Genomic DNA, 23,461 nt, shown 5'->3' with positions numbered 1-23,461 from the left:
CTAAGGCCCCGTAGCGCAGTTGGTTAGCGCGCCGCCCTGTCACGGCGGAGGTCGCCGGTTCAAGTCCGGTCGGGGTCGCTCGGTTCCACACGGAATTCGCTTGAGGCACTACGCGCCTCAGTGGTTCCAGAGGAATCGATGCCTCTGTAGCTCAGTTGGCAGAGCGTTCGACTGAAAATCGAAAGGTCAGCGGATCGACGCCGCTCGGAGGCACAAGGAGCCACGCTAACGCGTGGCTTTTCTTGTACCCGCAATTACCTACTGGGCAGCCCATGATTGTACACTGTGTGGTGCTTGTATTAGCGGTTGAAAGGGTTGTCTACAGTGGCTACTAGGCGGTCGGGCAAGTACCTCAGTAATGATGATCGGCGGCGGCAGCGTAAACGGCGCAAACTGATTGCGATTGCGATTCCTGTGGTTATCGCGCTAGTTCTGGTGGTCGCAGGGGTGTTTTACGTGCGTGGGAACGCGCTGCGGCAAGCTCAGAAAGAGTGTGAAAAAGCACTTGAAGCATGGTTTACCGCGCAAGATAGGTCGTACGCGTTGCTGGAGATCCGACCGGATTCAAAAACGAATTTCGCCGCTGAACAAGCCGATATTGCGCAGGTTATTGATCTTGAGGCGTCCTGTGAGGTGACGGGCAACGCCAACCACAAGGTGAAACAGCTGCGGTCGATCACCAGTGACCTGCACAACCGCACAAGCGTATTGGATAAAGCAACCGATTCGATCGCCAATAAACTAACGGACCGCATCCACAGTACCCTCACGTCTAATGCAGCGAAGTTGAAGCAGCTCATTGCGAATGCGCAGGACCTCAAGAAGAAAACAAAAACCAGTGAGGTGCGTGACAAGTCCACACTTGCTGACCTGCAAAAGGCAATTAAACAGGGGCAGCGCGCATTGAAGACCGTGCAGACCGCTACCGAGGTGAGGGCGCAGGCGAATGCGCTGGGGAAGGTGAAGGCTGCGCGGGAAGTGATTGCGCAATGCATGGATGCGGTGAAGTCTTCGCATGAGGATTGGAAGAAGAACCCGACGGAGCTGACCGAGCAGGAGCGTGAACGGGCGCAGCAGCAGCGGCCGCACCGTCCGGAAGGGGCGCAAGAGCTGCGGCCCTCGCGCGAACCAGCGGGTAATCAGGGGCGACAGCCAGGTGGTTCGGGTGCTACCCCAGCGCCGGCTCCGAAACAATCGACTCCGCCGAACAGGCCGGCGCCGCAACCGAAACCGAACGATCCTAAACCAGCTAACCCGGCTCCTAGCACGCAGCCGAAGCCGAGTAAACCGGCGGAGGGTGGGACGAATCCGCCTGCGCCGGCGAACCCAGAACCTAAACCCGCGCCAACGAACGCCCCCGCTCCAGCAGAACCGGGGGAGGGCAACCATCCAGAGAAACCACCTGTGGAAAACCAACCTGCGCAACCAGACAAGCCGGCCGCACCTAAACCCGCTCAGCCGAACGCACCCGCCAGTACTGGCAGCGACTCCTAAACACTGGGTGCGCCGCACGCCGCATTTCGCAGGGCGATTGGGTGCGCTGCTTCCCGCCGAAAGCAGGGCGATCGGGTGCGCCGCATCTCCCTGGGCGCGGGGTTGGCTGTGCCAGGATGTGGCGCGCGCGACTTCGATTTGGAGGCGTTCGTATAATCAACTGCATGACTCTTCGCTCCCAGAAACCAGGCTCGCACAAACCATTTTTGCTAGTTGTCTGTAGGCAACCGGGCACTATCGCGGACGACGAGCTGAACATGGTTGCTAAATGGGGCGGTCTGGAAGTTGGCACCACGTTACAGACGCTGAACGTGCTGCCGGGCGAAGAACCTCCGGAAACAAATGTCGAAACGGACGCGACGCAAGGCAATGACGACGGTGGGCAAAGTGAAACCCGCGCGACGCAAGGCAACGACGACGGCAGGCAAAGTGAAACCCGCGCGGCACAAGGCAACGACGACGGCGGACAAGGTGAAACTCGTGCCCCGCAAATTGACCCGAAAGACACTGAAACTGAAGCGAAAACCGGGGAAGACGGGGCACAGTCGACTGCGGGAAACGGCAGGTTTCAGTGGGCCGGTGCGGGGGAGTGCCCGGTGGATCTGCATGACTTTGCCGGCGTGATTATCAGCGGATCGCCGTATTCGTATGGCACGCAGCCGGGTAGTGACGATGAGTTCAAAACCCCCGCGCACCTGCAGATGGAGCGGCACGTACTGGAGCTGTGCCGTCACCTGTTGGATGCGGATTTCCCCACGTTGGGAATTTGCTATGGAATGCAGTCCCTCGCGATTGCGGGTGGGGCTGCGTTGTGCGCAGGTTTTCCTGAGGATCTGCAGGCCCCGTGGGTGCGCCTCACGCCGGAGGGGATGCGCGACGGTTTGACGCGTTCGCTTCCGCAGCGGTTCGAAGCGTACGTGGGGCACAGTGAATCCCTCGCTGGGGTACCGGAAGGCAGTGTGGTGTTAGCCACGGGAGATTTCTGCCCCCTCCAGATTGTGCGCTGGGGCCACAATGTTTACGGCACTCAATTCCACCCAGAAATCACCACGGCAGGTATGCGGATTCGAATAGACACGTACGGGGACACATACTATCCGGCAGACGAGAAAGCGCGGGTGCAAGCTCGGTGTGATCGCGCGGACGTGCGCGCCGCCAACCACCTCATAAGCGAGTTCACGCGCCGCTACCGGTAGCGCATGCGGGTCAAAATCAGGCAAAATTGAAGAATGAGCATGAAATTTGCCGACTCAGAACGTTCCACCATCGGCATTGAGTGGGAACTGCAGCTGATTGACCGCGACTCATTAGACCTGCGGCAATGCGGCGACCTGGTGGTCGACCGGGCGCGCGAACTAAACCCAGACAGCGAGCTGATCCACGGCGAAATGCTGCGCAACACCGTTGAACTCGTATCCGGCAAACAAACGAACGTCGCGGCCTGCGCAGAAGATCTACAGCGCGGCGTGGACATGCTGGCGCCCGTAATCGATCCGCTGCGCATAGACCTCGCTAGCGCCGGCTCACACCCGTTTGCGAACCCGGAGTTCCAACGCGTATCCGATTCAGAACGATACGCAAAACTAGTGAACCGCACGCAGTACTGGGGGCGGCAAATGCTGCTTTACGGCACTCACGTGCACGTGGGGGTGGAGGACTACCGGAAGGTCCTTCCGATCCTCAACTACCTCCTCACCCAACTGGGTCTCATGCAAGCCCTGTCCGCATCCTCACCGTTCTGGGGAGGGGTGGACACGCGGTACTGCGACAACCGGGCAATGGTATTTCAACAACTCCCCACCGCGGGCACGCCCCGGCAGTTCACGCAGTGGCACCAACTGGAAGAGTACACGGCGGGCCTCATGAAAACCGGAGTGATCGGCTCATTCAACGAAGTGCGTTGGGATATTCGCCCTTCTCCCGCACTGGGAACTATTGAGGTGAGGGTCTGCGACGCCGCATCAAACCTGACTGAAGTGCGCGCCGCCGCCGCACTCATCCACGCGCTAGTGGAAACCGCTTCGCGCCGCCTCGACGCCGGGGAGGAACTGCCCACAATTCCACCGTGGTTCCTGGACGAAAACAAATGGCGGGCAGCCCGCTACGGAATGGACGCAACACTAATCGAAAACGCGCACGGCGACGAAGCGAGCGTAAAAGACACCCTGCCGGTACTACTGGAACAGCTAGCACCCGCCGCCCGCGACCTGAACTGTTTAGAAGACCTGGAAGCCCTGTATGACATCGCGGCCTCCGGCGTTGGCTACCAGCGGCAACGAGCCGTAGTGGAACGCACCGGCACCCTAGAAGCCGTGGTGGAACACATGTGCGCCGAATTCGAATCCGGCAAACCCGTATCCGCCTACGACTTCGAATACGACCCACGCGGAATGCGGTTCCCAGACTCCGGCAACCGCGGGTGGTAAATCCAGCGTGCCCTGTGTTGGCAGGGCAAGGAACTGTTGGCGGGGCAAGGAACCCGTTTAGAGCCGCGATTAAGCCAGGCCGAAACCGCGGTGGCAACAAGATATCAGTTGCAAAAACGAGGGGGAGTAGCCTACCTTCTGAAGCCCCGCCTCAAGCCTAAAGTCCCAAAATATTATATAAATAACAATTTCATATAAAAAGTGACATACGTCTTACTAATTTCTGGATATCCCCTTAATATTGTCTAGTATCCCGAGGTCCAAGGCCGGACCAGTTTTTCAAGTAACTGCCCGACCTGCCCAACGCAGGCGCTGGGAAGTAAAGGAATGAGTATGGCTTCTGTTGATGCGAAACCCGCTTACACGCCCGAAGAAGAGCGGTACATAATCCGCAACAAAGACGGTGTTCCCGTCGGAACCCGCCCCCACACAAAATGGACCCCAGGCAAAATCGCCCTGTGGGTAATAATCACCGCACTGGGGGTACTTGGGTGGACAATGCTCGCGATCGTGCGGGGTGAAGAAGTGAACGCCATCTGGTTCGTCGTCACCGCCGTGTGCACGTACGCGATCGGATACCGCTACTACGCGCTTTACATCCAGAAGAAAATCATGAGGCCAGACGACTCGAACGCCACCCCGGCGGAACGGATCAACAACGGCAAAGACTTCGACCCCACCAACCGCGTTGTGCTGTACGGACACCACTTCGCCGCCATCGCGGGGGCAGGGCCACTGGTAGGCCCAGTCCTCGCCGCACAAATGGGATACCTACCCGGAACCCTGTGGATCATCTTCGGTGTGCTCCTAGCCGGTGGGGTGCAGGACATGCTCGTGCTGTTCTTCTCAATGCGCCGCGGCGGACGTTCCCTCGGGCAAATCGCCACCGACGAGATCGGTAAAATCGGCGGCATCGTCGCCACCATAGTTGTCCTCGTAATGCTCATGATCGTCCTCGCCGTGCTGGCGATGGTGTGTGTAAACGCACTCGCGGAATCCCCATGGGGCGTGTTCTCCGTGGGCTGCACCATTCCGCTGGCAATCGGTATGGGGCTGTGGCTGCGCTACGTCCAACCAGGCAAAATCACCCAGGTGTCCATCGCAGGCTGCATCCTGCTGATCGGCGCGATCTTCGCGGGCCGCTGGGTGTCGAACACCGACTGGGGCCAGCAACTGTTCCAACTTTCACCCACCACCCTCGTGTGGATCATGGTGATCTACGGTTTCTTCGCTGCGGTGCTGCCCGTGTGGATCCTGCTAACCCCACGCGACTACCTCTCCACATTCATGAAAGTCGGAACCATCGTGGTTCTTGCTGCCGGCATCGTAATCGTGCGGCCCATCATTGAAATGCCAGCGGTAACCGAGTTCGCCTCAAACACCGAAGGCCCCGTTTTCGCTGGCACCCTCTTCCCGTTCTTGTTCATCACCATCGCTTGCGGCGCCCTATCTGGCATGCACGCAACCGTGTCCTCAGGTACCTCACCAAAAATGATCCAAAAAGAATCCCAAGTTCGCCTCATCGGCTACGGCGGGATGCTCATGGAATCTTTTGTGGCAATCATGGCGCTCGCGGCCGCAGCCTCCTTGAACCAAGGCGTGTACTTCGCGATGAACACCTCCGAAGCGTCCGCCGACAAACTGGCCGGCACCGCTGTTGTTCAAGAATATGAGGGCAACCGCGAAGCTATTTCTAACGAGGCCGCGCAGAACCTCAACGTCACGGACGCGCACGGTAACCGCATTATGCCGCGCTGGGACTCCTTCGATGAAAACGGTAACAACAAAGTCTATGAGGGGGAAGAAGCGCTGCGTAAAGTAGCCGAAGACATGGGCGAGCCGTCCGTGGTTTCCCGCACCGGTGGGGCGCCCACACTGGCAGTATCCATGTCCCACATCCTCCACCAAATCGGTGGTGGGCAAGCGATGATGGGCTTTTGGTACCACTTCGCAATCATGTTCGAAGCCCTGTTCATCCTCTCGGCAGTTGACGCGGTAACCAGGGTGGCGAGGTTCCAGCTGTCAGACGCACTGGGGAACGTGATTCCCCGGTTCAAAGACCCCTCCTGGCGCGTGGGGGCGTGGCTCACCACGTTCGTGGTGGTGGCCTCCTGGGGGTCGCTGCTGCTGATGGGCGTTACGGACCCGCGGGGTGGGATTCAAACCCTCTACCCACTGTTCGGAATCGCTAACCAACTGATTTCCGCAGTCGCACTACTGGTCTGTACCGTGTGCGTGGTCCGCAAGGGTTATTACAAGTGGGCCTGGATCCCAGCCGTGCCATTCGTATTCGACACGGTCGTTACTTTCACCGCTTCGTTCCAGAAGATTTTCTCTACCGACAAGGCCGTGGGCTACTGGGAGCAGTGGCGCAACGCCCGTAAGCTTCTGCCAACTCTTACGGATCCAGCGCAGATAGCGGATACGCAAGCCGTTATTCGCAACACGTTCATTCAAGGGACACTGTCGATCGTGTTCGTAGTAGCGGTTGCGTTCGTGATTGTGTGCGCGTGTATCCGCATGTGGCGCAGCGTTGCGAAACGGGACGTGTCCACTTCAGAAGACCCGTACGTGGAATCTAACTTCTTCGCTCCCGGCCGTCTGGTAGCGACCAAGCTAGAGAAGAAACTTGTTAAAGAATATGAGGTGGTGGGTGATCCCGCGCTTATCCCCGGAGCGAGCCATGAGCACCACTAGCTTGGGGCTGCTGGCGCGGCTGGACGAGGCGTATCGAACTGGGAAAAGGCTGTGGCGTGACTTCACGGGTGAATCCGCTTACGACCGGTACGTGGAGCGGCATGCGCGGGAACACCCGGGGCACGCGCCGATGAGTGAACGCCAGTTTTGGCGCGACCGCGCCCAGTTCGAAGAGCAGAATGTTTCAACCGGCTGTTGCTAGGCTCGTAATAGAAGTAGTAGCAGTCGGAAGGGAAATGGGATGCAACCTTGGGTTTTAGGTAAAGGCAGTGGCACGCGTGCGCTGCAGCAAGCCATTAACGCGGCTGCGCACGCTGCGGACTCACCCGACCTCGTGGAAGTGGGGGATCCCACGTGGCGGGAAAGCTACTTGGAGGTGTTCCGGGACCTCACGGGGTTAGAAGCTGAACGAGCCGTCCCAATGGCCCGGGCGGCGCTTGACAGGCTGTACAACACAACTCAAACCCCAGATGGCACACTGCTTCGCGACGTGACGGCAAAAGAGGTTTCCGCACAGCCCACCTGTACTGTGGGTGGGCAAGGTGAACCCCGAGACCCAGCGCCGCGCCTGTCCCACGACGCCGCTACCCGAGTGATGACGAATGCAGCGATTGCTGCTTTAGATAAGGTCAGTGCGCACCCACAGGTTTGGCCGCTTGAGGGACACACCGTGGTTGTGCTCGGCGGAGCTGGGCAGGTAGCGCCCACTGTTCCACTGGTGCGGGCGGGCGCTCACGTGCACGCGGTGGTGCGTTCTGGCTCGAAACGGTTGGAATCACTGGTGGAAGCATGCCGCGGCGGTGCGGGGCAGTTGCACATTGTTCCGGATGAAATCGCGGACGTTACCCGCACCCCAGCGCAGCTCGCCGGGTATATTCGCCAGTTGCCGGGCCGACTAGTTATCGCAAGCGCCCTGTATGCACCTGGGCGTGCTCACCTGCATGCCGCGATGGGAGCTGACCTGGTGCAGAACCTCGTGCTGCGCGATCGGCCCGATACTATCCTCGCGTTCTCAGGTACCCCCACCGACGTGTACTTGTGTGAGGGGCAGATCATGGACGCGGCTTTGGCTACTCAGGGACCTAACTATTTGGGTGCTAAACGGATTGAACGGTGGCGGGCCGCTGAAGCAGGTGAGCGCACAACTGTGGTTGCCCCGGTTCTTCCTATTTCGAACACCGATTCTGTGCTGGTGAGCGACCTCATTAAAGACACCCTCGCTGGCGGCCCCAGTGTGGGGATCTACCCGGCCAAGCCACAGACTGCAGCGAGGTTGTCTGCCGCGTTCATTACTTACGCGGTGAGTTTCGGCACCGGGCTGGATCAGTGGACTGGCCTCGCGGCGCACGGTGGCTTGTGGCCCACGGGGCGGGGATGGTCCCGGTTGGTCCCAGGGGCGCGCACACGCGTCGGCATGGCGTTCGTGAATGGCCGAATGAAACGCGACCCCAAGAGCCTCATCACGGCAGCTAAAGAAATTCTCCAGTCCTAACCTCGGCTAAAACAACTGTTCGTAACTCGCAGTAGAACGTGTGGTCGTAAGCGGCAGACAAGGCAACTGGTCCTAACCGCGGACAAAACATGTGGCCATAACCCACGGAACGTGCGCGCGTAACCTGCGCATAAAACGTGTGGTAAACGTGGTTTAGGATAATGAGGGTTGGAGGGATTTGACTATGGCTGAAAACCGTAAACCACGCCGCCCAGCGATGCTCAGCATTGAAGAGGCAGAGAACATTCAAGGAGACGACGATCCGGCAGCGACCGCGCTGGTGGCGAACACGTCTGCCCGCGCGCTCTTGGGGTTAGCGGATGAGGAGTTCGGGCCCGATGCGGTTAACCGCCTGGTGGATGCCATTAATCGTGAGGGAGTGGATATTGTCGCGGACCTTTGGGAACGCAGCCCCGCTTTCACCCTTCCTGGCGCGTTCTGGCGCATATATCTGCTGACGGAATGGTACCGGCGCGACCCGTTGAAAGTAGCGGAGAGATTCGATGAGGGCGTGCGTGCTCCCTACACGGCAGGTATTGACGACCAAGAATCCATCGCGGCAGTGCCGTCCCTATCAGAAGTGATGGAGAGGGCAAGTAACCTAATGTCTGGCCGCCCATTTGGCGATTTAACTGGACTGTTGCGCGACTGCGCGCTCGTGTGCAGGATCCTCGCCTCTGGGGCAACATTCGGGTCCACCTGGATCCGCAGTGACCGCGACCGCTTAGCAACAATGGTGACAAGGCGTGCCCGGGCCCTCGTGGAAACTGCAAACGATTTAGACACAGCAGCGGACCGCGCTCAAGTGGGGCGGCTCGTGTAAACAAGAGGGGCGTACCAGCACGCCCGGGTTTAGGCTGCAAAAAGAACAGTGTTTGCACCTCTGGGCGAGCGCTGTTTGCGCTGGTGAGCTAACTGTGTTTGCTCTGCCAAACGGCCTGCATTTGTGCTGCTAAACGAACGGCGGATAAACCCTGTAGAATCAATTTTAGTTATGTCCTTATCCGCCAGACCCTAAATCGTAGTAGTGCGCCACCGATACTTCAGGTGGCGTTGGGGTCGTGACCTAAAGAAGTGTTGCACTGTGTCTCATGCTCGTCCCGCACCAGTGCCGAGCCGTATTATCCGCTCGGCTGGCGCCATTGTTTGGCGTGTGCGAGATACCGCTCTTTCGCCGAGTGATCTGAAACTGGGGGTGCGCGTGTCCCCTCAAGATCTGCAGGTACTGTTGGTACATAGACCGCGGTACGACGACTGGTCGTGGCCAAAAGGTAAAAGTGATTTAGATGAGACGCTTCCAGTTGCGGGCGTTCGGGAAGTGGAAGAAGAAACGGGGGTGCCGGTAGATTTAGCGGCCCCACTGTTGACGCAACGCTACCGGCTTGGATCTGGGCAAACGAAAGAAGTGTACTACTGGGTGGGTACCAGCACGGAGCACCCCGGGGTGTTGCGCACGCGCCTTCCGGTGACCCCGGCGCCCTCAAGCGAAATTGATGAAAGCCGGTGGGTAGCTGCGGAGCAGGCCCGGTCTATGTTGACGCGGCGTGGCGACCGACGGTTGCTGACTGATGTGATCGCCAAGGCGCAGGCGGGGACGCTGCGGACGATGACGGTTATTTTAGCTCGCCAGGGTTCTTTGGAAGCGTCGCGGGAAGTGCCGGCGTCGGAGCGGCAACTGTCCAGACTGGGGGTGGCGCAGTCTCGCCAGTTTGTGGATATGCTGTCGAGCTTTGGGGTGCGGCGTGCACTTTCGGCACCGCGGCGGGCGTGTCAAGAGACGTTGCTTCCGTATGCGCACACAGCTGGGTTGTCGTTGCCTGTTGCGGACGAATTAGAAGCCGGTGAGGGAGAAGCGGTGATGCGCAAACTGCTGGGTACCCCCGGTTCACCACTGGTGGTGTGTGCGCCGCGGCGGGCACTGGCGGGTTTGTTGAAGCCGATCCGGGAGATCGCGCCGCATTCGATGATGCGGAAAGTACCGGTTAAGGAACCTTTCTTGAGGTCTGGGCAGCTGCTAGTGGCGCACATTGGGTACCCCGATGGGCAAGCGCAGCTGATTGACGTGTCGTACCACCGGGCCCTGCGGGGAAGCTAGCCGCGTGGCTTTAAGCCCTGCGGGATAGCTAGCAGAGTGACTTTGGGGCGACATTGCTAACGCTAGTTACTAGTCGGCAGTTTGCACACTGAGCAGCGCTTCAAGTGCGAGTTAGGTTACTAGCCGGTAGCCGAGTCCGCGCACTGTTTTAAGTATTTTCGGGTGTTTGGAATCTGCTTCAATCCGCGCACGCAAGCGGCGGATGTGCACGTCCAGCGTTTTCGAATCCGCCATGTAATCCGAACCCCACACTAGGGACAGTATTTGTGAGCGCGTCAGCACGCGGTTTGCGTTCCGTAAGAATAGTTCTAGAAGCTCAAACTCTCGCAGTGGTAAGTGCGTGCTTTCCCCGTGGATGATCACTTCGTGGCGGTCCACGAACATTTGTATCCCCGGGGCTTCCAGCACTTCGTCGGCGCTTTCTTGGGTGGCGCTCGCAGTATTTCGGCGTAGGAGCGCGCGGATTCGAGCTAGAAGCTCGCGATATGAATATGGTTTCGTTACGTAGTCATCAGCCCCAATTTCTAGGCCCACCACGCGGTCCACCACTTCCGTTTTAGCGGTCACCATTATCACGGGCACGTTAGAGAACTTGCGCAGCCGGCGGCACACTTCCGTACCTGAAATGTCGGGCAGCATGAGGTCTAACAGCACTAGGGCGGGTTCGCTCTTTTCGAGCAACGCGAGGGCCTCAAGCCCGGTAGCGAACTCGACTACGTCATAACCGTCTTTACGCAGGTTAAACGCCAGGGGAGTGCGCAGCGAATCCTCATCTTCCACCACAACTATTGTGCTCACAGCGCCTCCCTAACCCGTGGTGAACCAGCGGTAGCGGGAACCTGGGCGCTTTCGAGGTGGCGAGTGTCCTCAGGCGCATTATCTATATGCGTGGCAGACGCGGTGGTTTCCGCTCCGCTGCGCACGTGCGCGAGTGGTAGTTCGAGCGTAAACGTGGAACCTTCACCGGGCGCGCTCTTCACACGCACGCGCCCACCGTGGTCGCGCATCGTGTGTTTCACAATGGACAGGCCCAGCCCGGTGCCTCCGGTGGATCTGGACCGGCCCTTATCTACGCGGTAGAAGCGTTCAAAAATGCGTTCACAGTCTGCTTGGGAGATCCCCATGCCCTCATCTGCAACACTCACAACCCCCACTTCGCTGCGGGTACCGGTGCGGATCGTGACGGTCGTGTGCTCCGGCGAGTACCTAATCGCGTTATCAATCAGGTTGCGCACCGCGGTAGTCAATAGTTCCGGCACCGCCCACACCAGTGGGTGATCGCTGACATCCACCTGCAGGTCAATGTCGCGCTGTTTAGCGGCCGTGCGATGCGTTTCGAGCGCATCCGCTACCACCTGGTCAAGATGCGTCGGTTCCGCGTGGGTCAGTACGTCCACTTCCTGCAGTTTTGAAAGCATCACAATGTCAGACACCAAACTGGTGAGCCGGTTCGCTTCCGTAATCATTTTCGGCGCGAAGGTCTGCACCGCTTGCGGGTCGTCGGCGTGCGCGTAAATCGTTTCCGCCAGCAGCTGCAATGCCCCCACCGGCGTTTTCAGTTCGTGAGAGACATTTGCGGTGAAGTCCGTGCGCATAGCTTCGATCCGACGTTCCTTCGTAAGGTCTTTTGCCATTATGAGGATTTTTCCACCGTGCAGTGCTGCAACGGTGACTAGAAAGAACATGCGCACCTGGGGGCTCACAATCGGAGTGAACGTAACCTCGTGTTCCTGTGCAATCCCGGTGCGGCGAACCTGCTCCACAATCTTTAGTAGCCGCTGGTCCGTAAGGTCATCGCCAGTTGCCAATCCGAAGGTGTACGCCCGCGCATCCGCCCGCAGAATATGGCCGCGCGGGCCCACAATAATGGACATGGCTTCAATGGTTTCGAGAACCGACAGGACCTCAGGATTAATCCCCGCAACTTCTGTGGGCGCAGTATCGGCTGTGGGGGTGGCGCGAAAATGTCTTTCAGAACGGTAGAAGGCTGTGGCGGCCCCCAGGCCTACGAGTACACCTAGCCCCGCGATTGTTGCTGCGATAGTTAAAGTTAAGCCTTCCACACTATTACTGTATCGCGTCGAACACAGTTTTCTGCATGAGCATCGCGAAATCGGCAGTTAGGACCAAGATTTCTGGGGTTGTTAACCCTTTGTTAACCACCTGTACGCATGCTCGTTGGGTTAGCGCCTTAGGTTAAAAGCGTATGCGTAAGCGCACGATCTTGTGAAGGAGAGATGGTGAAGAGTAAGAAGTTCTTCAGTGGACTCGCGCTACTAGGTTTAGTGGGAACCTCAACCATGCTAGCGGGGTGCGGCAGCGACAACGCAGTAAAAGACGATTCGTCAAGCAAAGGCAGCTCAGAAGCCACGCAGGAAGAAAAGAGTGACCTCTCCGGTTCCCTAGCGGGTGCCGGTGCCTCTTCTCAAGAAGCGGCAATGAACGCCTGGATGGCCCAGTACATGCAGAAGAACCCCGACGTCACCGTCACGTACGACGCGGTTGGTTCCGGTGCGGGCATCACCCAGTTCACGGACGGCCAGGTGCTGTGGGCGGGCTCCGACGCGGCCCTGGAGGGCGACGAAGTTAAGAAAGCTAAAGACCGCTGCGGCGCAGACGCAATGAACCTGCCCGTATACGTATCCCCGGTAGCAGTAATCTTCAAACTGCCCGAAATTAAAGAACTCAACATCGACCCCACGACTCTCGCGAAGATCTTCTCCGGAGAAATCACGCAGTGGGACGACCCGGCCATCAAAGAAGCAAACCCGGACGTAGACCTCCCCAAGACGAAGATCACGCCGGTTCACCGTGCAGACAAGTCTGGTACCACCGAGAACTTCACGGATTACCTCCACAAGGCTGCGCCAGATGCGTGGCCGCATGACCCGTCGAAGTCCTGGCCAATGGAAGGCGGGGAGTCTGGCGATAAGACCGCTGGCGTGGTGCAGGCAGTCACCCAGGGTGAAGGCACCATCGGGTACGCGGACGCCTCGCAGGCCGGTGACCTCGGAACAGTAGCGCTCAAGGCAGGCGATTCATTCGTGAAGTTCTCGAATGAGGCCGCTGCGAAAGCTCTGGACTCCGCAGAACCGGCGGACACCGGGGTTGAAGGTGACCACGCCCTCGAGATCTCCCGCACGCCAAAAGACAGTGGGGCATACCCGCTGATCCTCGTGTCCTACTCCGTGGTCTGCTCGCAGTACCCGCAGAAGGAAGCGGACCTGGTGAAGTCCTTCATTAACTTCCAGATTTCCAAAGAAGGCCAAGAGGCCGCCGCGAAGTCTGCAGGGTCTGCACCAATCTCAGATACCTTGCGTTCGGAACTAGAGAAGTCTTTGGAAGCGATTAAAGCTAAGTAGTATGACTGCAATATCTTCAGGCACAACCGGAAATCGCGTCTTCCGACTCGGCAGTAAAACCAGCGCCACGCTCATCGCGGTGACGCTCGCGGCAGTCGCGGCCTTCCTGATTATCCAGGCGTGGCCGGCACTGACGCACCCGAACGCGGGCCTGCGCACCATGGGGAGCGCAGACACCGTGTCCCTGTGGCGCTTCACCGCACCGCAGATCTTCGGCACCGTAATCGCCGCGCTGGGAGCAATGGTTATTGCCGTTCCTGTGTCTGTAGGGATTGCCCTATTCATCAGCCACTACGCACCCCGTAAGCTCGCAAACGTGTTGGGATACCTGGTGGATTTGCTCGCAGCAATTCCATCGGTCGTTTACGGCCTATGGGGTGCGATGTGGCTGGTTCCGCGGCTCGTGCCGTTCTACGAATGGTTATCCGACTACTTCGGTTGGATCCCCCTGTTCGCCCCACCCGTTTCGCCAACCGGGCGGGTAATGGCATCTGCAACAATCATCCTCGCGGTCATGATTCTTCCGATTATCACCGCGGTAGCCCGCGAAGTGTTCCTACAGACCCCCACTTTGAACGAAGAAGCGGCACTAGCCCTCGGCGCAACAAAGTGGGAAATGATCCGCATGGCCGTACTCCCCTGGGGAGCGTCCGGCATCGCCTCCGCCTCCATGCTTGGCCTAGGGCGAGCACTTGGCGAAACCATGGCGGTCGTAATGGTCCTTTCCGTAGGCTCCAGCTACTCTTTCAACCTGCTTCAAGCAGGTAAACACTCAACGATTGCAGCGAACATCGCTCTCCAGTTCCCAGAATCAACCGGGATCACAACCGCAGCATTGGTTGCAACCGGCCTGGCCCTGTTCGCAATCACCATGATTGTGAACGCGGGAGCGCGGTGGATCGTTAACCGACAAAACATAGCGATGGGAAACTAAGGTTTATGACAACGATTCGTATTCCGAACGTGCGGCGAACGTCATTGACGTCCGTGAAAGCACGGTCGTCGAATCCTTTTGAATCACGCAACCCGGCGCACGACATGCGTCGGCACCTCGTGAACAAAATCGCCGCCGTAGTGGTATGCGTATCATTCGCACTAGCCGTAATCCCACTAATCTCACTGCTAACCACCGTGGTGATGCAAGGGTACGCGCGGCTCAGCCCGTACTTCCTGTCCGTATCCATGGCGGGCGTCTACGGCGGTATGAACGCCGGGGGTATCTACCACGCAATCGTCGGCACCGTGCTCGTCACCGGCCTGGCCACGCTCATCTCAGTACCCATCGGACTGGGGTGCGCCATCTACCTCGTGGAATACGCGCGCGGCACCCGGTTTGCTCGGGTCACAAACTTCCTCGTGGACGTCATGACAGGCATCCCCTCAATCGTCGCCGGCCTGTTCGCAGCTGCCCTGTTCGCCACGTTCGTTTCCCCCGCATACCGGGCAGGCATCATGGGTGCGGTTGCCCTCGTGGTCCTCATGATCCCAACGGTCGTGCGTTCCTCTCAAGAAATGCTGATGCTAGTTCCCATGGAGCTGCGCGAAGCCTCATACGCTCTCGGGGTGCCGCACTGGCGGACAATCGCGAAAGTTGTTCTGCGCACCGCAGCACCGGGCCTCACCACCTCAATCATGCTGGCCATTGCCCGCGTCATTGGTGAAACCGCGCCACTACTGATGACGGTTGGAGTTTTGCACTCCATTAACTTCAACCCATTCGAAGGTAGGCTCATGACCCTGCCCGTGTACGTGTACCGGCAATACTCACAGGGCCTAGCACCGTGCGGTGGGTTAGAAAACTGCGTTCCCACAATCAACTTCGAACGCGCCTGGGCAGCAGCCCTAGTGCTAATCATCATCGTGATGATCCTGAACATTGGTGCACGCATAATCTCAAGCCTGTTCTCCCACAACATGCGCTGAAAAACTCGTCTGCACGCCGGCGGATCAGCCCTCAAAGAAAACAAAGGATTGTTGTGAACAAGTACCAGATAGATGTTGAGAATCTAAATATTTACTACGGCGACTTTCTCGCAGTTAAAAATGTGAATATGACGATTCCGGAACGCGCCATCACCGCGCTCATCGGCCCCTCAGGCTGCGGAAAATCCACCTTCTTACGCACGTTAAACCGGATGCACGAAGTGATCCCAGGGGCACGAGTAGAAGGGGAAGTGCGGGTAGGTGGTAAAAACGCGTACGACTCCGACGTCGACCCAGTGCATGTGCGGCGCGAAATCGGAATGGTATTCCAGCGACCCAACCCATTCCCAACCATGAGCATCCGCCAGAACGTGCTCGCGGGCGTGCGGCTGAACTCAATCAGAATGGGACGTGAAGAACAAGAGCAGATTGTTGAAAAATCTTTGAAACGCTCCAACCTGTGGGACGAGGTGAAAGACCGGTTAGATAAGCCAGGTGCGTCCCTGTCTGGTGGGCAGCAGCAGCGTCTGTGCATCGCCCGTGCGATCGCGGTGGAACCGAACGTGCTGCTCATGGACGAACCCGCGTCCGCGCTCGACCCGATCTCTACGGGGGCGATTGAAGAACTCATGATGGAGCTGAAAGACCGGTACACCATCGTGATTGTCACGCACAACATGCAGCAGGCAGCGCGGATTTCGCAACGCACCGCGTTCTTCAACCTGGAGGCCGTTGGGCAACCCGGGACCCTCGTGGAAACCGACGACACGGACGTGATCTTCAACAACCCCCACGAGTCCACTACGGCGGACTACATCGCCGGTCGCTTCGGATAACCCCAAAAACCTTAGATCGCCGTGTAAAGCTGGGGTAACCCCAGATACATTCGGGTTACCGCGCACAGTTGGCGTGGCCGAAAAACACCGGGGTTACGGCCGGCAAGAGTACGTGTCAGGGCTTCGCAGGTACCTCAGGTATTTTTCTTGAGGGACTGGTGCAGCGGATCGTCACGGCTAACCGCAACGCACACCAGCGCCCGGTCTTGTGAATGCGACCAACTGTCCTCAGTGGGCAGCAGGGGAAACACCTCTAATGGGGAAGAATCTAAATCCGCACCCGTGTAGTCCTTAAACGCAGAGCGGCAAAACGTTTTCGCTTGCGCGTACAACTCGTCTTGCCCCGGGTAAGACTCGCCTTCAATAGTTTTCATGCCCACAGCCTCACCGTCATGTGACTTACTGCAGGCAGTGGTGGACACGGAAGATACCTCAAAACCATTATCCAAATCCGCATCACTGGGAAGCTTAATGCATTCGCCCACGTTCAAATCCACTGCCACCGTGGAACACGCAGCGCACCCCAGTGCAGACACAACTAACGCTGCGGCAACGCCGGTGATGCGAAGAAAAAATGAAGATTTCAAAATATCACTCACAGTCAGAAGAAGATTCCCTCGCAGTAAGATCACGGCAAGAACATGTGCAGCACCATGTAGAGGATGAACGACACGAACGCGGCAGCGGGAAGCGTGAGGAACCACGCGGTCACGATGTTGCCGGCCACGCCCCAGCGGACGGCGGAGAGGCGTTTGGTGGCGCCAACCCCCATGATCGCTGAAGTGATCGTGTGGGTCGTGGAAATGGGAGCGTGGAACACGTACGCCGCGGAGTACAGAACACCGGCGGATACTGTTTCGGCAATGAACCCGTGCGCGGGGTCTAGCTCAATAACCTTTCGACCCAGGGTGCGCATAATCCGCCAACCACCAGAGTAGGTGCCGGCAGTGATCGCGGTTGCGGCCGCGAGTTTGACCCACAGGGGGATCTGCAGCTCACCGTTCACCAAAATGTTGTGCGTGTGCCCGTACCCACCGGCGAGTAGTGCCATGACGATGATTCCCATGGTTTTCTGCGCGTCCTGCAGGCCGTGGCCTAGGGCCATGAGGGCTGCGGAAACGGTTTGTGCGTAGCGGAAACGCCGCATTGTGCGGTGGTAGGGCAGGGATTTAACCAGCGCTAACGTGAACTTCATCAGAATGAACGCGAGGACGAAGCCGATCAGTGGGGACGCGAACATGGGGATGATCACGTGGGTGGTTACGCCCCACCATTGCACGGGTGTGGCGGAGGCTAACCCGGCTCCAACGAGGCCGCCGATGAGGGCGTGTGAAGATGAGGACGGAAGCCCAAGCCACCAGGTGATGAGGTTCCAGGTGATCGCTCCGGCGAGGGCCGCGAGGATGATGGCGAGCCCGTGGAGTTTCAACTGGTTGTCCGCAGAGTCGGTGAATGGGGCGACGTCAATGATGCCTTGCCCAATGGTTTTAGCGACCGCGGTGCCCATCAGTGCGCCCGCGAAGTTCATGACGGCCGCTAAGGTTAGGGCGGCGCGGGGGGTTAGGGCGCGGGTGGAGACGGAGGTGGCGATCGCGTTGGCGGCGTCGTGGAACCCGTTAGTGAAATCGAATGCTAGCGATATGGTGATCACTAGGAGCACTAGGAATAGTGTGAGCTCCACGCTTTAGGACTCCTTAATCGCGATGGTTTCGATGCCGTTTGCTAAGCCTTCGAAGCTGTCACACGCTTTTTCGAGTGCTTCGACGATGTCTTTGACTTTGATTACTTCGATGGCGTTTTCGTAGGTGTCGAATACTTCGGAGAGGACCCGCCGGTAGGCTTTGTCGCCTTCGTTTTCGAGGCGGTTGATTTCGATCCAGTAGTCGCGGAGTCCGCCGAGGCTTTTTAGTTTCGGCATGGCTTGTGCGGTGAGGTCTGCGCAGCGTTGGATTACGTTTAGTTGTTCCACGACTCCGCGGGGGAGGTCTCCGACTTTGTACAGGACGATGAGGTCTCCGGCTTCGTCCATGAAGTCCATGCAGTCGTCTAGTTTTCCAGCTAGGAAGGTTAGATCGTCCCGGTCGAAGGGGGTGACGAAGGTTTGGTTGATTTTGGAGGAGAGTTCGTGGAGGGCTTCGTCGCAGAGGTGTTCGACTTCGTGTAGTTCGTCGCGGAGGTTGAAGCGGTCTTCGTTTCTTGCCCCGTGGATGCGTGCCAGTAGTTGGGCGCCACGTACCAAGTGGTTAGCTTGGGTTGTTAGCAGGTCGAAAAACACGTTGCTGCCGTCGGACTTGGAAAATCGCATTTCCTAACTCCCTAGTCTTAGTTTGTGCACAGGCCCTTCCAGGTTAGACCACTTTTGGTGGATACCTAATCGGAAGCTTTTTTGGTTTGTGGGCGTGTGCCGTGTTGACATGGTGAAGCGGGCTTCCAGTTTGCGTTGGAAGCCCGCTTCCGTGCGGTATTACCTTATCTAATTGTGCTTCTTGCACGCATGGCCTTTGGCCTACGTGTGATGCATGCCCGACGTGTGGTTTTAGTCGGGGAGGCGTTCACCGGTTGCGTGGCTGAAGTTGTGTTGCCCACCTTTCTTAATGCGCACGTTCACTACGGACCCTTTGTCGGGTGAGGTGTGGGGTGCGGTTCGGATGATGATTTGGTCGGTGGTGTCGTCATCTGGGTTCGCGTCGGTTCCGGAGCCGAGGTCGCCGCCGCCTACGAGGTGTCCGTAGATGTAGGCGTCGGAGCCTAGTTCTTCGACGAGTTCTACTTCTACGGGGATGGCGCCGTCGGTGCCTTCTTCTACTACTTCGAGGGATTCGGGGCGGAATCCGATGACGATTTGTCCGCCGTCTGCTTCGGTGATGGCGTCGCGTGTTTCTTGGGAGAGGGGGACGCGGGCTTCACCGAGAGTGGCGTAGCCGTCGTCAGCTACTTTGAAGGTGCCGAGGTTCATGGCGGGTGAGCCGATGAATCCGGCGACGAATTCGTTTGCTGGACGGTCGTACATTTCGCGGGGGGTACCTACTTGTTGGAGGATCCCGTCTTTGAGTACGGCGATACGGTCACCCATGGTGAGGGCTTCCGTCTGGTCGTGGGTCACGTACACGGTGGTTACCCCGAGGGACCGTTGTAGGGACGCGATTTGGGTACGGGTTTGTACACGCAGTTTGGCGTCCAGGTTAGACAGCGGTTCGTCCATGAGGAATACGCGTGGTTTCCGCACGATTGCGCGGCCCATGGCGACGCGCTGGCGTTGCCCACCGGACAGTGCTTTTGGTTTGCGGTCCAGGTATTCGGTTAGGTCGAGGATTTGTGCGGCTTCTTCTACGCGACGGTTGATTTCGTCTTTGGGTGTGCCCGCGATTTTGAGGGCGAATCCCATGTTGTCCCGCACGGTCATGTGGGGGTAGAGCGCGTAGTTTTGGAAGACCATTGCGATGTCGCGGTCTTTGGGGGGAACGTCGGTGACGTCTCGTCCTCCGATTGAAATGGTGCCGGCGTTGACCTCTTCGAGTCCGGCTAGCATGCGCAGTGACGTGGATTTACCGCAGCCCGAGGGGCCTACGAGCACTAGGAATTCGCCGTCGGCGATGTCTAGGTTCAGGTTGTCCACTGCGGGGGTTTCTGACCCCGGGTAGATACGGGTTGCCCCTTCAAAAGTTACAGATGCCATATTTAGTTTCTTCCTCCATCGGCAGGTACGTGCCAAACGATCCGTTGTGGAGTGGCAGCGGCTTCGCTGTCACAATCCCCACGTGCTCACACTCCCTTGTTGCTTCACGTCGGCGTCGCATCAAGAGTTTGTTAGCCGTAGAAACCTCTCATAGATTACCATGCTCTGGGCGTGCGGACACGGGTATGGAGTGTGTTTGTTCAGCTTTTGGGAAGTTTGGTTTTGCGCCGGTTCGGGCTGGTTTGGGACACACGGTTGTGGGTTAGATGTGGCTTTCAGCTTCTTCCCGGTTGTGGTTAGTAGTATTTGGGGTGTGAGTGATTCCGTTCAGCGTCCGGCAACCCGTTTGGGGGGTTATCGTCTTGTCCGCCCGTTGGGCAGTGGTGGCGCTGCGGTCGTGTGGGAGGCCGTGGATGAGGCGGGCGACCGGTATGCGTTGAAGCTTTTGCATCCGGCGGTGGCGTCTGACCAGGTGGCGCGCGTGCGTTTGGCGCGGGAGGCGCAGACGTTGAATCGAGTGCGTTCCGCAGCGGTGGCGCACGTGGTGGATTTGGAGACGGAGGGCCAGCAGCCGTTTGTGGTTACGGAGCTGGTTGATGGTTTGTCTTTGCGTGATGAGGTGCGTCAGCGCGGCCCGTTTTATTACGATGATGCGGTTGATTTGGCTTTTAGTTTGGCTGAGGTTCTGCGGCAGGTGCATGCGGCGGGCGTGATTCATCGGGATTTGAAGCCTTCGAATGTGATGTTGGGGCCGGAAGGGCCGGTGCTGATTGATTTTGGGATCTCTAGGGCGGCTGGGGATGAACGGCTTACGTCGACGGGTTTGGTTACGGGTACCCCGGGTTGGGTGGCGCCTGAGGTTCTGCAGGGCGCGGATGATGATGAGGTCACGGATTGGTGGGGTGCCGCTGCGATTGTGCTGTTTTCGTTGACGGGACGGCAACCGTTTGGAACGGGGAAGATGGAGGTGGTGCTCGGTCGGATCGCGACGGGCCGTCCGGACACGCGGGGGGTTTACCCACCGTTGGCGACGGTGTTGCGCCGGGCGTTGGGGCCGCGCCAGGATCGGTTGGAGTACGGTGAGTTTTTAGATCAGTTGCGGGAGTTTGATGCCATTGAGGTCGAGGCGTACTCGGATGCAGATGAGGCGGATCCGCAGGCGCAGGCAACGCAGACTTTTGAACCGGACGTTGATTCTGACAGTTCCACGCGTGCTTACGATCCAGAGGCTGTGCAGGATAGTGACGCGACCAGGGCTTACGCAGCTCCTGATAGTTACGATCAGGGATCTAACGCCACCCGGGTTTATGATCCAGAAGCGGTCTCTGAGGGCGACAAAACTCGAGTGTACGATCCAGAAGCGGCTTCAGGAAGCGACGCCACCCGGGTTTACGCGCCGAAGGTCTCACCGGAAGATCCGCCGGCAAGCCCAATCGCTGGTCGGGGGCAGCCACCTGCACCGCAGTGGCCGGTAGCGCAGCGAACGCCAGGACCTCAGGCGGGGGGAATGCCAGGACCTCAGGCGGGCGGAGTGCCAGGACCTCAGGCGGGTCAAATAGGTGAGGCAAGTGTGCCGCAGTGGGCGTTCCCGTCGGTGTATCAGTATCGGGCACCGGGGCGGGCGAACTTGTTTTCCGTCGGACTGATGGGGTTGGCGTGCCTGCTGCCAGTGTGGTTTGGGATGCCGGGGGCGATCTGGTTACTGGTATTGCTGGTGTTTCTTGAGGCAGTTGGGAACGCCCGCACGTGGCGGGAACGGCGCCGCACCCGCGTGGGATCTAAGCAGAAGGGAGATAATGCGCTCGCGGCACTTAGGGCAGTGCCGTATGCGCTCAAGTCTGTGTTTGCCGTGGGCGTTAACGCGTTGATCGGTGGGGTGCTGGCGGGTGCAGCGTGGTCGATTTGGGCGATGTCGCGGCGGTTAGACCTGGTGAACACCCCGTTCCTGCAAATGCTGCAAGGTAGCCCGGGGCAGCGCGGTTGGTTGTCAGCGTGGCAAGACGTGCAGGCAGTGCCCGCCCTGCTTTGGGTGAGTGTGGTGGTGATCGTTCTGCTCTGCCACATGGGTGCTGGTGGGTGGCATCTGCGTGAAGGGGAGCGGGCCACCATTTCGGCTGCGGTACCTTCTGGGGCCTTGAGGTTGTTCTTCGGGATAATTTTGTGTGGCGTGTGCGCGCTAACGGTTGGCATGGTCACAGGGGTTATAGGTTGGTAGGTGCCCAGATTCGCAAGATAGATAAGGGTAGATAGATGCGCCGGGTGCGTAGTTGGGTGTGGTTGGCAGGCGTATCGGGTGGGTATGTGCGAAAGGTTAGATGGGTGCCCACAGCACGCACGCGTGCGCAGTTAGTAGACGTGCCGGCCACGTCGGATATTCAGACGTGTTGGGCGCGTGTGCCCGCCGTTATTTAAGATGTATACGTTGCTGTAGTTAGAAAATTCGGAGGAGTCATGGCGAACTCGGCGAACTCAAAGGGAGCTGGTAGCGCGAGCGCGCAGAAAGCCCGGAAGATGCGGGAGCAAGCGCAGGCGCGGGAGCGCCGTACCCGTAACGTGATCATCACGGTCGTGGTGCTACTGGTTTTGGCGGTGGTTGCAGCGGTTGGGCTGGTTGTTTACAAGTCTCGTTCCGCAGATTCAGCAGGTAAGGGCGCGGCAGCTGCCAGTGCTGACGGTTCGTTCATAATTAGTGCTGACGGGCCTGGGAAACCTAAGTCTGGGGTGCCCACTTTAGAGGAGTACATGGATTACTCCTGCCACGCGTGCGCGGATACAACTGCGATACTGGGCGATACCCTAACTAAAGCTGCGAAGAATGGTGAGTTTAACCTCAAGATCACGCCGGTGAACACGGTGGACATGGTGTACCACCAAAAGGCGGCGGATGCGGCGTACGTGGTGTGGCAGCAGCAGCCGGATAAGTACATGGATTTTCACGCGGCTGTGATGGCGTATTTTAAGTCGCAGTTTGATGCGAAAGACGGGTCCGTGATCCAGGAGTCTGCGCAGAAGTCGGCCGACAAGATCGCGCAGATCGCGAAGTCGGTGGGCATATCTGAAACGACTATCAGTAAGTTCAAAACGTCGGATATGAAGGCGCAGTTAAAGGCGAATACGGACAAGTGGATTTCCCGCAAAGTTGATGGTTCGACAGAAAAATACACACCGCAGTTCATTTCTAATAACAAGCTGATTGAGTTGAAAGGCGAGTCTGCGCAAGAGGTCACGAAAAATCTTCTTGAGGGCATAAAAGCCGCGCAGAAATAACTCATGTGACAAATGGACCTCATTCATGGCAAACTTGAGGTCGCGCCACCTTAGCTCAGTTGGTAGAGCATCCGCCTTGTAAGCGGACGGTCAGGAGTTCGAGTCTCCTAGGTGGCTCCACTTGGACACCCATTTTGATACAAGGATGGTGAAGGAATTTTCCTCACGCAAATGCCGCGTTTTGGCTGGTATT

General features: G+C 58.3%; 20 protein-coding genes and 3 tRNA genes. 17 read left to right on the top strand and 6 right to left on the bottom strand.

Features of this window, described 5'->3' with window-relative positions:
* The first annotated feature begins 4 nt into the window (after positions 1–4).
* From QS713_RS00115 to QS713_RS00070, 10 genes are all read left to right on the top strand, one after another.
* Positions 5–78: transfer RNA gene (locus QS713_RS00115), tRNA-Asp, on the top strand.
* 62 nt (positions 79–140) lie between these two features.
* A tRNA-Phe gene (locus QS713_RS00110) sits at positions 141–213 on the top strand.
* A gap of 111 nt (positions 214–324) precedes the next feature.
* Positions 325–1,494: a hypothetical protein gene (locus QS713_RS00105; RefSeq protein ID WP_313271430.1), complete on the top strand. Its 1,170-nt coding sequence runs from the start codon at positions 325–327 to the stop codon at positions 1,492–1,494.
* A 164-nt stretch (positions 1,495–1,658) separates the two neighbouring features.
* On the top strand, positions 1,659–2,690 hold the full coding sequence (locus QS713_RS00100; RefSeq protein WP_313271428.1) for a glutamine amidotransferase-related protein: 1,032 nt from the start codon (positions 1,659–1,661) through the stop codon (positions 2,688–2,690).
* Between the two features lie 39 nt (positions 2,691–2,729).
* Positions 2,730–3,920, top strand: a complete 1,191-nt coding sequence (locus QS713_RS00095; protein ID WP_313271427.1) for a glutamate--cysteine ligase — start codon at positions 2,730–2,732, stop codon at positions 3,918–3,920.
* A 333-nt stretch (positions 3,921–4,253) separates the two neighbouring features.
* Entirely contained in the window at positions 4,254–6,617 is a 2,364-nt protein-coding gene (locus QS713_RS00090; protein WP_313271424.1) for a carbon starvation CstA family protein, read from the top strand.
* Positions 6,604–6,819, top strand: a complete 216-nt coding sequence (locus tag QS713_RS00085; protein ID WP_313271422.1) for a YbdD/YjiX family protein — start codon at positions 6,604–6,606, stop codon at positions 6,817–6,819. Before QS713_RS00090 ends, QS713_RS00085 begins: the two co-directional genes overlap by 14 nt.
* Before the next feature lie 39 nt (positions 6,820–6,858).
* Positions 6,859–8,109 (top strand): hypothetical protein, encoded by a 1,251-nt coding sequence (locus QS713_RS00080; RefSeq protein WP_313271420.1) that lies wholly within the window; start codon positions 6,859–6,861, stop codon positions 8,107–8,109.
* A 184-nt stretch (positions 8,110–8,293) separates the two neighbouring features.
* A complete protein-coding gene (locus tag QS713_RS00075; RefSeq protein ID WP_102216719.1) occupies positions 8,294–8,932 on the top strand; it encodes a hypothetical protein in 639 nt (212 codons plus the stop codon).
* Between the two features lie 330 nt (positions 8,933–9,262).
* On the top strand, positions 9,263–10,204 hold the full coding sequence (locus QS713_RS00070) for an NUDIX hydrolase (protein ID WP_313271417.1): 942 nt from the start codon (positions 9,263–9,265) through the stop codon (positions 10,202–10,204).
* Between the two features lie 111 nt (positions 10,205–10,315).
* Here QS713_RS00070 and QS713_RS00065 read toward each other — a convergent pair whose 3' ends face one another.
* A complete protein-coding gene (locus tag QS713_RS00065; RefSeq protein WP_313271416.1) occupies positions 10,316–11,002 on the bottom strand; it encodes a response regulator in 687 nt (228 codons plus the stop codon).
* Positions 10,999–12,267: a sensor histidine kinase gene (locus QS713_RS00060; protein WP_313271414.1), complete on the bottom strand. Its 1,269-nt coding sequence runs from the start codon at positions 12,265–12,267 to the stop codon at positions 10,999–11,001. Before QS713_RS00060 ends, QS713_RS00065 begins: the two co-directional genes overlap by 4 nt.
* Positions 12,268–12,441: 174 nt before the next feature.
* Between QS713_RS00060 and pstS the strand changes: the two genes are divergently transcribed.
* Genes pstS through pstB form a run of 4 tightly spaced genes read left to right on the top strand, consistent with a single transcriptional unit; the run spans position 12,442 to position 16,325 of the window.
* Positions 12,442–13,566: a phosphate ABC transporter substrate-binding protein PstS gene (gene pstS / locus QS713_RS00055; protein ID WP_313271413.1), complete on the top strand. Its 1,125-nt coding sequence runs from the start codon at positions 12,442–12,444 to the stop codon at positions 13,564–13,566.
* A 1-nt stretch (position 13,567) separates the two neighbouring features.
* On the top strand, positions 13,568–14,500 hold the full coding sequence (gene pstC, locus QS713_RS00050) for a phosphate ABC transporter permease subunit PstC (RefSeq protein WP_313271412.1): 933 nt from the start codon (positions 13,568–13,570) through the stop codon (positions 14,498–14,500).
* 5 nt (positions 14,501–14,505) lie between these two features.
* Positions 14,506–15,489, top strand: coding sequence for a phosphate ABC transporter permease PstA (gene pstA, locus QS713_RS00045; protein ID WP_313271410.1), 984 nt, complete (start codon positions 14,506–14,508; stop codon positions 15,487–15,489).
* A gap of 53 nt (positions 15,490–15,542) precedes the next feature.
* A complete protein-coding gene (pstB, locus tag QS713_RS00040; protein ID WP_313271408.1) occupies positions 15,543–16,325 on the top strand; it encodes a phosphate ABC transporter ATP-binding protein PstB in 783 nt (260 codons plus the stop codon).
* 134 nt (positions 16,326–16,459) lie between these two features.
* On the opposite strand, the gene QS713_RS00035 is transcribed toward pstB, so the two are convergent.
* The 4 genes from QS713_RS00035 to QS713_RS00020 all read right to left on the bottom strand — a co-directional run bounded on the left by QS713_RS00035 (position 16,460) and on the right by QS713_RS00020 (position 20,001).
* Positions 16,460–16,924 (bottom strand): septum formation family protein, encoded by a 465-nt coding sequence (locus tag QS713_RS00035; RefSeq protein WP_313271406.1) that lies wholly within the window; start codon positions 16,922–16,924, stop codon positions 16,460–16,462.
* Between the two features lie 29 nt (positions 16,925–16,953).
* Complete coding sequence (locus QS713_RS00030; RefSeq protein ID WP_313271405.1) at positions 16,954–18,006, bottom strand: inorganic phosphate transporter; 1,053 nt, start codon at positions 18,004–18,006, stop codon at positions 16,954–16,956.
* A gap of 3 nt (positions 18,007–18,009) precedes the next feature.
* The gene (locus QS713_RS00025) at positions 18,010–18,630 is read right to left on the bottom strand and encodes a DUF47 domain-containing protein (protein ID WP_284667182.1); all 621 of its coding nucleotides are present in this window, start codon (positions 18,628–18,630) and stop codon (positions 18,010–18,012) included.
* Positions 18,631–18,861: 231 nt separating this feature from the next.
* A complete protein-coding gene (locus QS713_RS00020) occupies positions 18,862–20,001 on the bottom strand; it encodes an ABC transporter ATP-binding protein (RefSeq protein ID WP_102216709.1) in 1,140 nt (379 codons plus the stop codon).
* Positions 20,002–20,314: 313 nt separating this feature from the next.
* Here QS713_RS00020 and QS713_RS00015 point away from each other — a divergent pair, with 313 nt between their 5' ends.
* From QS713_RS00015 to QS713_RS00005, 3 genes are all read left to right on the top strand, one after another.
* Positions 20,315–22,216 (top strand): serine/threonine-protein kinase, encoded by a 1,902-nt coding sequence (locus QS713_RS00015; protein WP_313271399.1) that lies wholly within the window; start codon positions 20,315–20,317, stop codon positions 22,214–22,216.
* A gap of 236 nt (positions 22,217–22,452) precedes the next feature.
* The gene (locus tag QS713_RS00010; protein WP_313271397.1) at positions 22,453–23,268 is read left to right on the top strand and encodes a DsbA family protein; all 816 of its coding nucleotides are present in this window, start codon (positions 22,453–22,455) and stop codon (positions 23,266–23,268) included.
* A gap of 44 nt (positions 23,269–23,312) precedes the next feature.
* Positions 23,313–23,388, top strand: a tRNA-Thr gene (locus QS713_RS00005).
* Positions 23,389–23,461: the final 73 nt, after the last annotated feature.

It is taken from the genome of Gleimia hominis, from assembly GCF_032085515.1.
In the GTDB taxonomy this organism is placed as follows: domain Bacteria; phylum Actinomycetota; class Actinomycetes; order Actinomycetales; family Actinomycetaceae; genus Gleimia; species Gleimia hominis.
The sequence above is the reverse complement of the archived record's forward strand: the minus strand, read 5'-3'. Positions and strand labels throughout refer to the sequence as shown.

What these genes read in the sequence shown, in the direction of transcription:
- QS713_RS00100 (WP_313271428.1), top strand. Translation starts at nt 1,659, where the DNA reads ATGACTCTTCGCTCCCAGAAACCAGGCTCGCACAAACCATTTTTGCTA.
- QS713_RS00095 (WP_313271427.1), top strand. Translation starts at nt 2,730, where the DNA reads ATGAAATTTGCCGACTCAGAACGTTCCACCATCGGCATTGAGTGGGAA.
- QS713_RS00090 (WP_313271424.1), top strand. Translation starts at nt 4,254, where the DNA reads ATGGCTTCTGTTGATGCGAAACCCGCTTACACGCCCGAAGAAGAGCGG.
- QS713_RS00085 (WP_313271422.1), top strand. Translation starts at nt 6,604, where the DNA reads ATGAGCACCACTAGCTTGGGGCTGCTGGCGCGGCTGGACGAGGCGTAT.
- QS713_RS00080 (WP_313271420.1), top strand. Translation starts at nt 6,859, where the DNA reads ATGCAACCTTGGGTTTTAGGTAAAGGCAGTGGCACGCGTGCGCTGCAG.
- QS713_RS00075 (WP_102216719.1), top strand. Translation starts at nt 8,294, where the DNA reads ATGGCTGAAAACCGTAAACCACGCCGCCCAGCGATGCTCAGCATTGAA.
- pstS (WP_313271413.1), top strand. Translation starts at nt 12,442, where the DNA reads ATGGTGAAGAGTAAGAAGTTCTTCAGTGGACTCGCGCTACTAGGTTTA.
- pstC (WP_313271412.1), top strand. Translation starts at nt 13,568, where the DNA reads ATGACTGCAATATCTTCAGGCACAACCGGAAATCGCGTCTTCCGACTC.
- pstA (WP_313271410.1), top strand. Translation starts at nt 14,506, where the DNA reads ATGACAACGATTCGTATTCCGAACGTGCGGCGAACGTCATTGACGTCC.
- QS713_RS00025 (WP_284667182.1), bottom strand. Translation starts at nt 18,630, where the DNA reads ATGCGATTTTCCAAGTCCGACGGCAGCAACGTGTTTTTCGACCTGCTA.
- QS713_RS00020 (WP_102216709.1), bottom strand. Translation starts at nt 20,001, where the DNA reads ATGGCATCTGTAACTTTTGAAGGGGCAACCCGTATCTACCCGGGGTCA.
- QS713_RS00010 (WP_313271397.1), top strand. Translation starts at nt 22,453, where the DNA reads ATGGCGAACTCGGCGAACTCAAAGGGAGCTGGTAGCGCGAGCGCGCAG.